General features: G+C 53.9%; 15 protein-coding genes, 1 pseudogene and 1 riboswitch. Of the genes and pseudogenes, 11 read left to right on the top strand and 5 right to left on the bottom strand.

Annotated features, from left to right (window positions below):
• Positions 1-22: 22 nt before the first annotated feature.
• Positions 23-679: pseudogene (locus tag ACZ439_RS12415) on the bottom strand (IS110 family transposase); the annotation flags it as partial.
• A 244-nt stretch (positions 680-923) separates the two neighbouring features.
• Here ACZ439_RS12415 and ACZ439_RS12410 point away from each other — a divergent pair.
• Positions 924-2,201, top strand: coding sequence for an IS110 family RNA-guided transposase (locus ACZ439_RS12410; protein ID WP_464620910.1), 1,278 nt, complete (start codon positions 924-926; stop codon positions 2,199-2,201).
• 526 nt (positions 2,202-2,727) lie between these two features.
• Here ACZ439_RS12410 and ACZ439_RS12405 read toward each other — a convergent pair.
• The gene (locus ACZ439_RS12405; RefSeq protein WP_464621041.1) at positions 2,728-3,096 is read right to left on the bottom strand and encodes a zinc-binding dehydrogenase; all 369 of its coding nucleotides are present in this window, start codon (positions 3,094-3,096) and stop codon (positions 2,728-2,730) included.
• Between ACZ439_RS12405 and ACZ439_RS12400 the strand changes: the two genes are divergently transcribed.
• From ACZ439_RS12400 to ACZ439_RS12360, 9 genes are all read left to right on the top strand, one after another.
• Positions 3,072-3,875 (top strand): ROK family protein, encoded by an 804-nt coding sequence (locus ACZ439_RS12400; RefSeq protein WP_464621040.1) that lies wholly within the window; start codon positions 3,072-3,074, stop codon positions 3,873-3,875. The genes ACZ439_RS12405 and ACZ439_RS12400 overlap by 25 nt on opposite strands.
• Before the next feature lie 261 nt (positions 3,876-4,136).
• Entirely contained in the window at positions 4,137-4,715 is a 579-nt protein-coding gene (locus ACZ439_RS12395; RefSeq protein WP_054800350.1) for a glycerol-3-phosphate acyltransferase, read from the top strand.
• Positions 4,697-6,367, top strand: coding sequence for an aminotransferase class V-fold PLP-dependent enzyme (locus tag ACZ439_RS12390; RefSeq protein ID WP_054800349.1), 1,671 nt, complete (start codon positions 4,697-4,699; stop codon positions 6,365-6,367). Before ACZ439_RS12395 ends, ACZ439_RS12390 begins: the two co-directional genes overlap by 19 nt.
• Before the next feature lie 186 nt (positions 6,368-6,553).
• Positions 6,554-7,384 (top strand): hypothetical protein, encoded by an 831-nt coding sequence (locus tag ACZ439_RS12385; RefSeq protein WP_464621039.1) that lies wholly within the window; start codon positions 6,554-6,556, stop codon positions 7,382-7,384.
• The gene (locus ACZ439_RS12380; protein ID WP_054798325.1) at positions 7,374-7,931 is read left to right on the top strand and encodes a hypothetical protein; all 558 of its coding nucleotides are present in this window, start codon (positions 7,374-7,376) and stop codon (positions 7,929-7,931) included. The genes ACZ439_RS12385 and ACZ439_RS12380 overlap by 11 nt, the downstream gene beginning before the upstream one ends.
• A 171-nt stretch (positions 7,932-8,102) precedes the next feature.
• Positions 8,103-9,122, top strand: a complete 1,020-nt coding sequence (locus tag ACZ439_RS12375) for a sensor histidine kinase (RefSeq protein ID WP_464621038.1) — start codon at positions 8,103-8,105, stop codon at positions 9,120-9,122.
• A complete protein-coding gene (locus ACZ439_RS12370) occupies positions 9,119-9,664 on the top strand; it encodes a SiaB family protein kinase (protein ID WP_054798321.1) in 546 nt (181 codons plus the stop codon). The genes ACZ439_RS12375 and ACZ439_RS12370 overlap by 4 nt, the downstream gene beginning before the upstream one ends.
• Position 9,665: 1 nt before the next feature.
• A complete protein-coding gene (locus ACZ439_RS12365) occupies positions 9,666-10,064 on the top strand; it encodes a DUF1987 domain-containing protein (protein ID WP_218029656.1) in 399 nt (132 codons plus the stop codon).
• Between the two features lie 5 nt (positions 10,065-10,069).
• A complete protein-coding gene (locus tag ACZ439_RS12360; protein WP_155615733.1) occupies positions 10,070-11,875 on the top strand; it encodes a SpoIIE family protein phosphatase in 1,806 nt (601 codons plus the stop codon).
• Positions 11,876-11,895: 20 nt separating this feature from the next.
• Here the strand turns inward: ACZ439_RS12360 and ACZ439_RS12355 are convergent, their stop codons facing one another.
• Positions 11,896-12,612 carry a response regulator transcription factor gene (locus ACZ439_RS12355; protein WP_127609550.1) on the bottom strand — a complete coding sequence of 239 codons (717 nt, stop codon included), beginning with the start codon at positions 12,610-12,612 and terminating at the stop codon, positions 11,896-11,898.
• Positions 12,613-12,655: 43 nt separating this feature from the next.
• Positions 12,656-13,372, bottom strand: a complete 717-nt coding sequence (locus ACZ439_RS12350) for a response regulator transcription factor (protein WP_464621037.1) — start codon at positions 13,370-13,372, stop codon at positions 12,656-12,658.
• A gap of 269 nt (positions 13,373-13,641) precedes the next feature.
• Here ACZ439_RS12350 and ACZ439_RS12345 point away from each other — a divergent pair, with 269 nt between their 5' ends.
• Positions 13,642-14,001, top strand: coding sequence for a response regulator (locus ACZ439_RS12345; RefSeq protein ID WP_054798318.1), 360 nt, complete (start codon positions 13,642-13,644; stop codon positions 13,999-14,001).
• A 211-nt stretch (positions 14,002-14,212) separates the two neighbouring features.
• Here ACZ439_RS12345 and ACZ439_RS12340 read toward each other — a convergent pair whose 3' ends face one another.
• A complete protein-coding gene (locus ACZ439_RS12340; RefSeq protein ID WP_127609546.1) occupies positions 14,213-14,683 on the bottom strand; it encodes a C40 family peptidase in 471 nt (156 codons plus the stop codon).
• 3 nt (positions 14,684-14,686) lie between these two features.
• A riboswitch (cyclic di-AMP (ydaO/yuaA leader) is annotated at positions 14,687-14,824 on the bottom strand.
• Between the last annotated feature and the right edge of the window lie 36 nt (positions 14,825-14,860).

The raw sequence follows: 14,860 nt of genomic DNA, 5'->3' as shown, positions 1-14,860 counted from the left end.
GGTAATTATGGGGCTTTAGAGCAAGGACCTGTTCAGTTGTTAACTGACTTATTTCCTTAGGCAACGGGAAGAGCCTGAGCGTAGCAATGGCACTGGTACAAGTAAGGATCTTAAAGACCTGTCGCAGCTCCGGAAACACGATATCTACCCAGCGATGAATCTGGTTAACAGCGCTGTTGAGCCGTTTGGTAACGGTGTCCCGATTAGCCATGAGAATTCGCAGTTCCTCGTAGGCTTCCGAATGAAAACGAACAGGAGAATAATACCCATTCTTAATCATGTCTGCAATGACAAGGGCATCCTTGCGGTCGCTTTTAGATGGAGTGTTGTCGCGGTTTTCCTTGTTCTTTTTGACCAGGTGGGGATTGACGAGTACGGCTTCAATCCCTTGTCCTTGAAGCCACTGGGCTAGACACAGCCAGTAATGACCCGTAGGCTCCATGCCAACGATGACTTTGTCTAACTTGTATGACTTGAGCAAGTCTTGAATCCAGCGGCCGAATAGACGGAAACCTTCGTGATGATTCCCAAAGTCGATTGGTGATCCCAATGCGATGCCGCGATAGCTGACTGCTCGGGCAACATGAGTCTCTTGGGCAATATCCACACCCACAACCATATGGGTAGCGGTAATGTTTTCAATGAGTTGATTTTGTTTATCTTGTGCCTTAAACTTCATTGTAGAGTGACCTCCATGATGATAGGTTTTTGGGGCAATGACCCCGTGCGCAATCCTATCTTACAGAGGCACTCTTTTTTATTCAAAGTCCAAATTTTTCGTTTCACAGGAATTCTAACGGGCAGCATTCCTATTAAGATGAAATACGAGGTTTGAGAAACAAAAAGACTCCTTGGTATGATGTATGTGGGTCCCAGATGCTGGCCAGCGACCGGATCCAAAAACAAACCAAGGAGATTACATCATGAATTCTACCCAAAACGAGCGAATAACTCAAATCACTGCATCTACCTTAATTGTCGGTGTCGACATCGCAAAATTCAAACATGTGGCCCGAGCGCAAGACTACCGCGGAGTCGAGCTCGGGAGGCCAATTACGTTTGAGAATAACCGAGAAGGTTTTGAAATGTTCGTTAGATGGTTCCGGAAAATTGCGACGGAGCAAGGATTCAAGGACGCCATAGTTGGCATGGAACCCACCGGTCATTACTGGCTGAACCTCGCGTATTACCTGGGAGAACAACAAGTTTTATGCGGCGTAGTTAATCCGCTGCACGTGAAGAAAAGCAAAGAATTAGATGACAATTCGCCGACCAAGAACGACATTAAAGATGCCAAAGTCATTGCACAGCTTGTCAAAGATGGAAGATACGCCGTACCTAATCTTCTCCAAGGCAAATATGCCGAACTAAGGGAAGCGATGAAAATTCGCGATCATCTGTCGACCGACCTGCGAGTGGTGCAAGGCCGGGTTCATAATTGGTTGGATCGGTACTTTCCAGAGTTCCTCACGGTGTTTAAGGATTGGGAATGCAAGTCCGCACGCCAAATGCTGAGTCTTTGTTTGTTGCCGCATGAACTGGTTGCTCAGTCAGAGGAAGCCTTGCTAAGGCATCTTAGAGAGGTGGCTAAGCGAGGTCTCGGCATGGAACGTATGAGGTGTTTGAAAGTAGCTGCAAGTCGTTCTGTTGGCATACGAGAAGGTACAGAATTAGCAAAGCTCGAGCTTAAGCTGTTGTTAACACAGTACGAGTTGCTTGAAAGTAAGTTTGCAGAGCTTGAAGCAAAACTGGACGAGCTCCTGGAGCAAATCCCTCATGTGAAGCAATTAATGGCCATTAAAGGAATTGGTCGGGATAGCATAGCTGGTTTCCTCGCTGAAGTCGGCGATATCGAGCGTTACCGGCACCCTAAGCAAATCATTAAGCTGGCGGGCTTAAACCTAAAAGAAAACACCTCTGGCAAACACAGGGGACAGACGAAGATCACGAAGCGCGGTCGTAAGCGACTACGAGCGCTGCTATTTCGCGTCATGATGCCACTGGTGGCAAAGAATCGTGCCTTTAAGGTATTGCATCAGTACTATACAAAACGGCCAACTAATCCATTGAAAAAAATGCAGTCACTCATTGCGCTTTGCGGTAAGCTAATTCGAATTCTCTTTGGTGTCCTGAAAAAGGGGCATCGGTTTAGTGAAGAAAAGATGTTGCAGGATATCCCACGGTTCATGGAAGTGTCGTAGCAGCTTAGATTTCACGTTTTTTCATAGAAGACGAACGTAAATAACCACGTTACAGACAATTGAAGCACGGATGAGTCGGAACAAAACTAACATACGGACGAAGATCCTGTCGGGCAGCATATCCGACCTCCACCTCATGGACAGGTTGAATGAAGGAATGTGGGAGCGTAGACTCTGTGAGACATGGGAGGGTTGACCGCCATGAGGCTATGTGGAGATCCAAAGGTGCGACCATATATCTCCAGAATGTCCACTTTTTAAAACGAGTGGTCAGGGTGGATGTCTTTTTGCGCTTTCTTCGCCCCCATATTTTTCATCTTCTACAATCTTGTCCCATCTAATGGTTGTCTTGTACGAAAGAAAAACGTTCAAAATCTAAGGAAACAAGCGTATCTAAGAGGAAAACGATTCTCCATAGAGGGAGCTTAGTTTCAAGATTATGTGCGGCGAGCCTTATCATAAGTAACGGCTAAAGGCCCCCTCGATAAAGGGGGTCTTTGTGCTTGGATGGCATTTAGGAATTGAATCAGAATGAGTTGATGCGCAGCAAAATTCTTCCGCGGCCATGTCTTGCTTCGCTTTTCTCTAGTGGTTTGTTAGTTTGGCTTAGCGGGAATATGGAATCGATCTCTGCTTTGATCGTACCGTCTGCAATCAATTGTGCTATTGTCTGCAGATTCTCGTAAGTTGGGAACTTGGTGTTGAATTTAGCTGTAATGCCATGCTTTTGAGCGTTCTCTTGGGACGGAGGCTGCGTCAAAGAAACGAGAATCGCGCCTTGTTTCAGAACGGCCCATGACCTGTTCTCGGTATCTCCTCCAACGGAATCGACGACCAGATCTACTTCTTTGACGACATCTTCGAAAGCCGTTGTGGTATAATCGGCGGAGCTCATATGCCCATCGCCAGTTAGGCATTGTAGGAGTCGGGATTGTCATTCAAGGCTATTACAATATAAGAACGGATGCCGTGGATTACAGCGCCAACTTGCAGGAATGGATTGATTTTCCGTTACTGAGTGAGCTTACGAAACAGATTCCTGATTTTCCGATTTATATTAACCCTGCGCCATATGCCGGAGCTTTGGGAGAAGTTCATTTCGGACGTTCCAAATCGGTGGACCATTTGGTTTACGTGACCAGCTCGTGGGGCTTGTCCGTTGGCGTATACAACAATGGAGAGCTGTTTACTGGAACGACTGGCACCGCGGGAAGACTAGGACATTCCACCATCCATATGAACGGTAAAAAGTGCTCCTGCGGCAGCAGAGGATGTTGGGAAATGTATGCTTCTATTAAAGCGCTATACGACTTGCTGGAATCAACCCCCCAGCAGTTGTCTTTCACTGAAATTGTTGATTCCCTCCATGCCGGGGATTCCAAAGTAACGAGCGCCGTCCACGAGCTTGGCCATTATCAAGGCATCGGTCTGGCCAATGTCATCAATGCTTATAATCCAAGGGTGATCTGTATCGGTGGACTTCTTGCTCTGCTTGGTCCTAAGCTTATCAACTCGATATGGAATACGCTGAATGAAATGATTCCAGAGCGTTTTTTGAGAAATGTGGAAATTTACTGCTCGGATTTGGGGGAGCTCGGAGTTGCCCACGGTGGAGTTTCGATGGTGATTGGCCAGCTTTCGAATACGATTATCCATTATTCCTTACTGGAGTAATATCGTTGTCCTTTAGAAAGAATTCTGGGCTATTTAATGAATGTAAGGGTTGTGGCAGGTCGCCGGCGGGCGCCCTGTCACAACCCTCTTTGTTTTGCAGCAGCATTGCCCCAATTGCACAATTCCAGTTTTAGCGCTCCGTTCAGGAGCTTTTGAGATTCGTCAACAGGCAAGGTACTACACAAAGTTAGTACTCCCCGAAGGCCGGATTCCTTTTTATAATCAATTCATGGAAAGGTTACGAATAAAAGGAGGGCCGTCATGACGCCGGGGGCTGCCATTGCTTATTTGCTGCTCAGCTACGGCCTGGGCGGCGTGTTAACGGGATATTGGATCGCACGTCTGAAGGACGGAGGCGATTTGCGGTCGCTCGGCAGCGGGAATCCGGGCGCGCGAAATGCCGGTCGCATTTACGGGAAGGGGGCCTTTATCGCCACCTTCGCCGGAGATGCGCTCAAGGGAGCGTGGGTGGTCGGCTGCGCGAAGTGGATCGAACCGTCAAGCGTGTTCATCCTTGCGGCGCTGCTGGCCGTGGTGCTTGGGCATATGTACCCGGTGTGGTTGTCCTTTCGCGGAGGGAAGGGGATGTCGGTCTTTTGCGGAGGGGCCGTGCTGCTTGATTGGAGAATTTGGCTCGTGATGCTTGCAGTGGCGGCCGTGCTGGTCGTTGTCCTGCGTTCCTGGACGCCAGCCGGTCTTATTGGAGTAAGCGCGTTTCCTTTATTATGGCTGCTCTTCCACTGGGAGACGGGACCGATGCTGCTCGGAGCGGCGGTTGCGGCAGTCATCGTGAACGCCCATCGGGACAATGTGAGACAACTATGGATGAAACGGAGCTGATCCGGATGCCGATCCTTTATAAAATCGCGGAAACGGAACGAGAGCGGGAGCTTGTCGCTCATCTCAACTATAGAACGTTCGTGGAAGAAATTCCGCAGCATGAAGCCAACGAGGCGCGACGATTAATCGACAGATACGATGCAGAGAATACGTATCTTCTCGCAATGGACGGAGAACGGTTGGCCGGGATGCTGGCGGTGCGGGACCGGAGACCCTTCTCGATGGATGCGAAAATCGAGCGGTTCGAACGGTTTTTGCCCGTTCAGCCGAAGCGGATGGTCGAGATCCGGCTGTTGGCCGTCGACCCGGCATATCGACGCAGCCGGGTGTTGTTCGGCCTGATCCGCTTCTTAGACCGCTACTTGGAGCGGGGGGACTACGATATGGGCATCATCTCGGGAACGACCCGCGAGCTGCACTTGTACCGGCATCTCGGCTTCCTGCCGTTCGCCGAGCTGGTAGGGCGGGAGGGCGCTTGGTACCAGCCTATGTATTTGACCAGGGCGTCCTATGAGGCGTCGCGGGCTTACAGGTATATGAAGCGGGACGTCCAGTTTCTGGCCGGTCCCGTCGAGGTGGCGCCGGAGGTAGAGCGGGCGATGCAGGCCAGGCCGTTGTCTCACCGCTCGCAGGCGTTCATGCGTATGCACGGGGAGGTGCGCCGCAAGCTGTGCGCCATGTCGAACGCCGCATCCGTGCACCTGATGCTCGGCAGCGGGACGCTGGCGAACGATGCGGTCGCCGGGCAGCTGAAGCGGTACGGCGGCCGCGGGCTGGTGCTCGTCAACGGCGAATTCGGCCGGCGTCTCACCGTGCATGCGCGCCGGTGGGCGCTGCCGTTCGATACGCTGGAGAGCGAGTATGGACAGCCGCTTCATTATGAAGGCGTGCGCGCTGCGGCGGCTGGCGGGAAGTACGCGTGGCTGTGGGCGGTGCACGGCGAAACATCGACCGGCGTGTTGAATGACTTAGCGCAGCTGAAGCAGGTTTGCCGGGAGTACGGAATGCGTCTGGCGGTGGACGGCGTCAGCAGCCTGGGCGCGGTGCCGACCGACTTGTCGGGTGTAAGCTGGGCCAGCGGAGTGAGCGGGAAAGCGCTGGGCGCTTATACGGGACTATGTTTTGTTTTCCAGGGGGATGAACCGCGGGTCTCCGGCGATGCCCAGGATCTGCTGCCTGTGTATATGGATGTGGACACGTACGAGCAGAGCGCAGGCATCCCGTTCTCACAGTCATCGAACCTGCTGGCCGCGCTGGACGCAGCGCTCCGCGCCTTCGAAACGGACGCGCCTTATGCGCATACGGCAAGTCGGTACCGCTCGATCCGTTCCGCCGTCGAGGAGATGGGGTTACGTGTGCTCGCCCCGAGGGAGCATCAGGCGCCCTACATTCTGACGATAGCGCTGCCCAAGGAGTTGTCGTCCAGGGAGCTCGGGCAGCGGATGCTCGATCAAGGCTTCGCGCTGCAGTTCGAAAGCGGCTATCTGTTGGAGCGTAATTGGCTGCAGATCGCTTCGCTCGGCCATTTGAAGGAGAAGGACATCGTACGGATGCTGGACGTGCTGCGCCTATTCGTTGAGACGATGGGCAAGCGCCGGCAGCTGCCGCTTACGAAGGAAGCCGGGCCTGAGGCCGTAGCGGCGAACCGATAACGCAGGTACAAGCTCTCCGCAGCTCAGCTCGAGCGGCCGGGGGGCTTTTCCTGTTAGGGAACCACGGTTGCAGCATGTTCTACTGTAACTTTTATACAACAGAAAGCGTTAATTGATTAAAGTAGAAGTTATGCCTTTCGTCGATCGAAAGTAGGTGCCGATTTGAAGAGGAGGAACAGCTTCTTATTGTGGCTGCTCGCCGTTCTGGCAACCGCCTGCGTATGGGTGGGCAATTATGGGTACTATTTGGCGCATAAGCTGCCGGATATCGTTTTTTTGAACCATTATTATGCGTTCACGCCTTCTCCAGGGCGGCCTATGGACTTATACTACGTCACGCATCGCGATTCGCGCAGGCAATTGGTGACCGTGCAAATCTCGGAACAAGTCCATTGGTATGTTCGCGGCACATCGACCTACGGGGATTACGGACCTTACCGGCTGCATAAGGCCAGTCTCGAGCTCATCCCGCAGGAAGGCCAACTGCCGACCGAAGCGCTTGGAACGTTCCGTGAATTTCGCGTCTGGTATAGCGACGGACCGAGTGAAACGGTGCCGATCGGGGAAATTACATTTACGCCTGCCGAGGATTCTCAAGGTCTCCCGCTCGAAACGGTGCAGGCGTCCTCCAGCAGCACGGGCGAGCATCACCATACGCTCGCAGCGAAGCAGGATGTGCGGCTGCAGTCCGTGGCCTTCAGCTTACATTCGAGAATCGCCGACGCATTTGACATGTCGGTGCATCGGACGATGCACGAAGAGGTAACGGTTCCGTTTGAGCTGAAGACCGGGGAGACGGTTACCATTGACGGATGGTTCCGCTTCGAGCCGAATGATCCCCGGCGGATGGAGGCGTATATGCCTGAGATGAGGCTGCGGCTGGAACCCGCGGAAGGCTCGGCATCATCCGGCATCCGTTACTGGACGCAGACGTTCTACAAGGCGCCTGAACCCGATAAGCAGGGGATCCGCCGTCTGATCGAAGACCGGAAGGGGGCTGAGCATCATGGCGAGTAGCTTTCGCAAGCTGTCATGGGGCCTGCTGCTTGTGCTGCTGGATATCCGCATCGCCTACTTCGATGTATGGCCCGATGTGATCGGGTATGGAATGATGTACTTCGCCTTGCAGCGGTTGGGCGCGGTGCGCCCCACTTATGGCAAAGCTGCCGGTTGGGCCGCTGCGATGGCTGTCGTTTCGTTGGCCGAGATTTGGCCGGGCCCGTCCGGATTTCACGCCGATGCCCCGCCCTCCCCGGGCTGGATCGCGTTCGGCGGTATGCTGCTGCTGCTGAAGCTGCTGTTCATGCATCAAACCTTCGCGGCCATGGAAAGACATGCCTTCGATGGCGCCCTTCCTGCAGAAGCGCACGTCTTGCGTTTCCGCAGGCGGCTGTATACGGGCGGACAGTGGCTGATGCTGCTCGCGCTTCCTTTCGCTCTGAACGCCCCCGATGAATCCCGGATGTTCGCCTTTGTCGCGGTGATCCCGATGTTCTTGCTGGAGCTGATGGCGATGTTTACGTTCCGCAGGGCGGCCCATTGGCAGGGCCGGCTGTCCTCTTAATTAAAGGTTCCCTCTTGCAGAGGGAGCCTTTCTTTTTCCCAAAAACTGGTAAAATCAAAAAATCTTAATCGTCTTTGACCTATATTTTACCAAGACGCCTCCAGAATATTCGGGAAACTTCGCTATAATGAAGGGGATGGAAGGCGAGAATCGAGAGTCGGGGTGAGTCGATTGTCCCAGAAAGACCGGGATACGAGCTATAGTCGTTTGTTTGCCGAAGAGCTGCGGCTCGCGGAAGAAGCGAAAGAGGTAGTAAGGGATCGTGCGCTTTCCGGCAAAGAGCTGTACAAGCTGCATCAAGAGTTGGCGGGACAATACGAGAAGCTTCTCAAGACGACCATTAAGCTTTCGCGCATCAGCGATATCCAAGGAAAAAAGCTGAAGGAGCAAGAGCAGGAGATCCAGACGGCGAACGAAAGCCTCAAGCATCTGGAGAAGCTGCGGCAGCGGCTCATTGCAGACATTTCCCATGAGCTGGGAACGCCGATGGTGGCTGTGCAGGGGTATGTGAAGGCGCTGCTCGACGGCGTTATTCAACCGGAAGAGAAATACATGCGGCTTATTTACGACCGGGTGTTGACAGTGAACCATCTCATCAAGGACTTGTTCCTGCTGTCGACGTTCCAGGCGAATCAAAATCACTTTGAGCATCAGCGTATCGAGATCGGCGCTTTCGTACGTGCGGTGGAACGGAAGTTTATGCCGGATTGCGAGCGGGCCGGGATTGCGTTTGACATGGAGATGCCCGGGGAGGGTGCAGACCCGGTTATCGTATGGGCCGATCCGGTGCGGCTGGATCAAGTGTTCGAAAATTTGCTGCGGAACGCGATGAAATTTACCCAAGCGGGCGGAAGCATCCGGCTGTGCAGCGAGTTTCAACCGAAATACGAGGGAGCGCTGCTCGGACATTGGTTCGTGAAGGTATCGGATTCCGGTATCGGTATCGCCGAAGAAGAGGTGCCGCATGTATTCGAGCGATTCTACCGGAGCAAGCGGGCTAGCGCTAACGGCATTGAGGGGGCCGGCTTAGGACTGGCCATTACTAAGGAAATTATCCAGAAGCACGGCGGCGAAATCGGCGTGACGAGCCGGGCGGGAGAGGGCAGCACCTTCTTCTTCCTGATCCCCGCCGAATCCGTAACGTCCGTCGACGGGCAAACGCGTTCTATGATTAAAGGAGGCTTGTCATGAACAATCAATTGTATGAAGTGCAGCGCTTTTTGCAGAGCAACCGCATCCTGATCAGCTTCTCCGGGAAGCTGACGCAAGGACTGATTGAAGAGTACGGGGCGGCTGTCAAAAAATATCTGGAGCATGCGGAGCGGCCGACGAGCGAAATTCACGACGTCTTTTCTATTTTTATCGAGCAGACGCAGAACATTAAGAATTACTGCAGCCATCAGGAAAAGAGTCCGCATGGCGAGAGAATCGCCTCCTCCAGTGTCGTGACGATCGGCAAGACGGAGCACAATCATGTGATTCATTCGGGCAACCTGCTTGCCAATGACGATGTCCTCTGCTTGCGCAAGACGTTGGATCAAATCGTTTCGCTCGACAAGACGGAGCTGAAACAGCTGTACAAAGCGAAGCTTCGCGAGACGGTCAGCCCGGACGCGCTCGGTGCCGGCATCGGGTTGATCGAGATGTCGCGGAAAGTGAAGCACCCGCTCGAGTATTCCATAATTCCGATCGACGAGCACGTGTCGTTCTTTACCTTAAAGGCGGTGGTTTGAGTTGGATACTTTGATGGGCCTGCAAATCGAATCGACGAAAAGTACGCCGGCGGTTCAGTTCGATACGGAGACGAACCATTTAGTCATAAGCGGACAATCGTATCCGGAGAATGCATTCAAGTTCTACGAGCCGCTCATGCAATGGATAGACCGGTATTTAGAGCGGGTGAGCGCGGAGGAGTCCGTACTGCTGGAGCTCAGATTGCCTTATATCAATACCAGCAGCACCAAGTGCTTCATGATGCTGCTGGAGAAATTCGACGAAGCTTACAGGGGCGGGAAGAACATCCGTCTGGCTTGGTACTGCAGTCCGGATAATGACAGCGAACAGGAGTGCGCCGAAGAATTCAAGGAAGATTTGAACCTGCCGTTCGAGATCATTCTAAGAGAAGAGGCGTGAGCCTGGTGAAATATTACGACAAAGGAACGCTGCGTATTATCGGATTTGCAAGTCTGGTCATCATCTTCTCCATGCTGCTGATCGGCGCCATCGTGTATATGTTTACCGAATCGGGCGTCGTGAAGAAGCTGAAGGAGAAGGATTTGCCGAGCATCGCGCAGGCGATGGCAGCCAAGGTGGACGGTCGAATCGATCGGGCGAAGGAAACGTCGTTCGTGCTGGCCGCCGACCCCGATGTGCGGCGGTGGCTGCAGGATGGAGAGGCTGCAGGCGAGTACCAGGAGCGCTCGCTGCAGCGGTTAACGACGCTCGTGCGGCAGTTCGGCTACAGCAATTCGTTCATCGTAAGCGCAGGCACGAGCAAGTATTGGGGCGAGAACGGCAAGCTGCTCGGGTCGGTCAGCCCGAACGAGCAGGCGGATCGGTGGTTCTTCGATTTCCTCGCGTCCAAGCAGGACATTCAGGTCAACCTGGACTACAACAAAGAGCGTGGGCAAACGTTCGTATTTACGAATGCGCTTGTGAAGGACGGCGACCGGCCGCTCGCCGTCGTCGGCGTCGGGCTTAGCCTGGAGGACCTGGCCAAGGAGTTCCAGCAGTTCAAGTACGGCGAAACAAGCCGCTTGTGGCTGATCGACCCGAAGGGCGAGATCGTATTGGCGGCGGAGACGTCGGATTACGGCAAGCAGATCGGATCGTTCCTGGACGGGAACATCGTCTCGCAGCTGCTGGAGCAGGCCAGTCCGGTATCGCAGACGCTGGAATTCCAGAACCCGGACGGCGAGCTGACCGATCTGATCAGCTACCCGCTGACCTCTACCAACATGCAGCTGCTGTTCCAAATCGAACGGCAGGAGACGGTGTCGTTCCTCAGCCGCATTAAGCTGAACACGGTTGCCGTTTCACTGATCTCGTTCGTGTTGATCCTGTTCTTGTTCTATTATGTTTCCCACCGGTTGGCCAATCCGTATGAGCGGGCGCTGCAGATGAATCAGCAGCTTGAGCGGAAGGTGAAGGAGCGGACGCAGGAGCTGGCGGAACGGAATGAGAAAATGATGGATAGCATCGATTACGCGAAGCGCATTCAGGAATCGCTGCTGCTGCGCCCGCAGGAATGGACGACGGCTACGAAGGAGCACGTATTGATCTACAAGCCGAGAGACGGTGTCGGCGGGGACTTTCACTGGGTGAAGCCGCTACCCGGCGGGACGCTTATCGCGATTGGCGACTGTACGGGGCATGGCGTACCCGGGGCGCTCATGACCATGCTCGCCATTTCACTGCTGGACCGCGTCGCGGAGGAAGGATATGCGGAGGAGCCGGCCCGCGTTCTGGGCGAATTGAATCGTCTGATCAAGAAGACGTTGAACCAAACCGAACCGAATGGCTTAACCGACGACGGGCTCGATATCGGAATTTGTTATTTGAGCGAGGACCGGACGCTGCTGCGCTTTGCCGGGGCCAAATGCTCCTTGTATTTGAGGGATGACCGCCAAGGGACGCGCGTGCTGGAAGGCGGACGCAAGAGCATCGGCTACCGCCGGACGCCGATGGAGTACCCGTTCGTGTCGCATGAGCTGCGCCTGCAGCCGGGTACGTCGTGTTATATGGCAACCGACGGTTTCTTTGATCAAAGCGGCGGGGAGAAAGGGTATGCCTTCGGCAAACGCCGGTTTACCGAGCTGCTCGACCGTTACGGGCATTCACCGTTGCGTGAACAGGCAGACCTGTTCTGGCACGAATTCCAAACCTATATGGGCGACGAGGCTCAGCGCGACGATATTACGCTGTTGGCGTTCCAAGCCTCGTAGAACGAATAAACATCCCCCGGCTAACCTTTAAACAAGTACCCCGCGCCGCGAATGTTCAGCACATAATTCGGATTGGCCGGATCGGGCTCGATTTTTTTGCGGATGCTGCTGATGTGGACGAAGACGGTGCGCGTATCCCCGATGCTGTCGCTCCCCCACACCTCTTTATACAGCTGGTCGGGGGGGAAGACTCGGTTCGGATGAGCGGCTAAATGAACGAGCAGCTGCATTTCCTTCACGGTCAAAGCCGCTTCCTTCCCTCCCGTCCTGATTCGGAGAAGAGCCGGTTCGATTTCTAATTCGCCGACGACGATGATGTCCGGTGTCTGCACAGAGCCAGAGGGCTTGGGCTCCGGCCGATTACGGGCGATAGGAACTCTCCGCAAACTGGCATGAATGCGGGCCACGACGACAGCCGGATCGAACGGCTTCTCGATGTAGTCGTCGCCTCCGAGCTCGAGGCCGCGAATGATATCGCTTGAAGACGTGTTGCAGCTAATAAACACAACCGGCACTTTCGATACGCTGCGGATGCGGCGGCACAGCTCGTAACCGTCCATATCGGGCAGCACGATGTCCAGCAGAACCAAGTCGGGCGAATCCCGCTCGAAGCGCTCCAGCCCTTCGCCCCCGCTGCCTGCCTCCATGACCTGGAAGCCTTGCGGCTCTAAGTAGAGCCTGAGTATATCGCGAATGTCTTCCGTATCTTCGACGATCAAAATTTTCTCGTTCACCATGAGATGGAATCTCCTCATCGTCCGAAAGGACGGACTTTACCGGTTATTTGGGATCGAATTTATAGCCTACTCCGCGAATATTGTGAATGTAGGTCGGCCTTGTAGGGAGAGGCTCCAGCTTCTTGCGCAGATTGCTGAGATGGACAATGACCGTACGCGTATTCCCGTGACTTTCCATTCCCCAAACCGAGGCATACAGCTCTTCCAGCGTATAGACGGTCCCGGGGTTGCGTGCGAGATGGACGAGCAGCTGAAACTCTTTGGTCACAAGCGCGATCGGCTTGCCGTCCAGCAGCACTTGAAAGCGGACCGGGTCGATCTCGAGACCGGCGTATGCAATGACGTCATCCTTGGCGGGGGCACTCGCCTCCCACTTGCGATCTCTGCGAAAGATGGCGGTGCGCCGCAAGTTCGCGTGCACCCGGGCGACGAGCACCTCGGGGTCGAACGGCTTCACGATATAATCGTCGGCGCCAAGCTCTAATCCTTGAATAATGTCGCTCGAGCCGCTTCGACTGCTGATCAGCACGATGGGGGCGTTGGAATAGCTGCGGAGCTCCGCGCACGTCTCCAGGCCGGCGGTTGCCGGGGGGCCGATGTCCAGCAGAATCAAATCCGGTTCGACCGCGTCGAACTGCGTAATCGCTTCTTGCATATCGGTCGCTTCGTACACGTCGAACCCGTCATCCGTAAGGGCGATGTTAAGTAAATTGCGAATCTCGGGCTCATCCTCCACAATGAGGATCTTCCGGTTAGCCACGTGCGGATTACTCCCTTCGCTCGACTTCTGTTGTCTACGGTAAGGCCCCGGCTGCTTCTTGCGAGCGTTGCTTCTCCGGAGCTTTACGAATTTTGTTGAAATATATCGGAAAAAGGAACGAGTTAAAGCTGAATTGATCTACTTTAGTCGGATTTTAATCGGAATTAGGTCTAGAAGCCTATATAATATGAGTATATCACAAAATTGGAAAATTTGGGTCGAAAACATAGAGCGGCGTACAGCAGACTCGGACAAAAGGGGCGATTCCAATGGCTAAGGTGCTTGTCGTGGATGATGCGGCATTTATGCGTGCGATCATCGGTGGAATGTTGAAAGAACTGGGACATGAGGTCGTCGGCGAAGCGGAGAACGGCGTTGTGGCGCTCCAGAAATATTGGATGCTGAAGCCCGATTTGGTTACCATGGACATCACCATGCCCGAAATGGACGGTATCGAGGCGCTGCGAAACATCATGAAGTACGACCGCAACGCCAAAGTGCTGATGTGCTCCGCAATGGGCCAGCAGAAGCTGGTCATCGAAGCGATCAGCCTGGGCGCGAAAGATTTTATCGTGAAGCCGATTCAGAAAGAACGCGTGATTAGCACGCTGCATCGCTTGCTCGGTTAAACCAGAAGAGCCGTTCTTCACGTCTAACGACGGGGAGAACGGCTTTTTTTCGCTGTTTGGATCACGGCTCCGCGGCTGCGGCTCCTTCCCGGAATAAAAAGACAGAAAGCCCTGGCGGCTTGTCCCGTAATCGACCGGCACGCAGGTGCGGGATCGTCGGTTCAAGCCGAGGGCTTTCCAGACAAGTGAATCGTTTACGTCTTAGCGATGGTTACTTGGCGTCGGTCATAACCTGCCCATATTGATCATCCGAAAGGATGCGACGGGCCGTTACATAACGCTTCGCATAATAAGAATCGGTCATCTTCGTGATCACAACGCCTTCGTTCGTGGCGGAGTGATAAAATTTGCCGTCTCCTACGTATACGCCGACATGAGAGATGCCTTTGCCGTCCGTGTTGAAAAAGACAAGATCGCCGGGACGGAGGTCGTTCTTCTCCACCGTGGTGCCGAGCTGGGCTTGGCCCTTGGAGGAGTGCGGCAGGTCGACGCCGAGTTTGTCGAACACCCAAGAAGTGAAGCCGGAGCAGTCGAAGCCGTTGGTTGTTGTGCCCGCCCATTTGTAAGGAGAGCCTAAACCTTCGTTAACCGCTGCGCTTAATGGGGTTTCAGCAAATACGCTGCCTACCGAAATCGTGCAAAACAGTGCTGCGGAAAAAACAAAACTGACAAGCTTCTTCAAAGAAGTTTCCCCTTCCAGAGCCTACGAGGTTAGCTGAAGGGTTCGGTTGAAGGTTCCCTATGATCACTCTGAAGCGAGATCAATTCACCCAAAAACTGGTTCCCCCGTTTTCTGCGCGCAGAAATTCGGCAATATTTTCTGTTTTATTTTCCAAGTACAGTTATTCGAGCAAAAGTG

It is taken from the genome of Paenibacillus sp. JCM 9796 (assembly GCF_055379675.1).
Note: the sequence above shows the minus strand (reverse complement) of the source record. Positions and strands in the feature narration are given on the sequence as shown.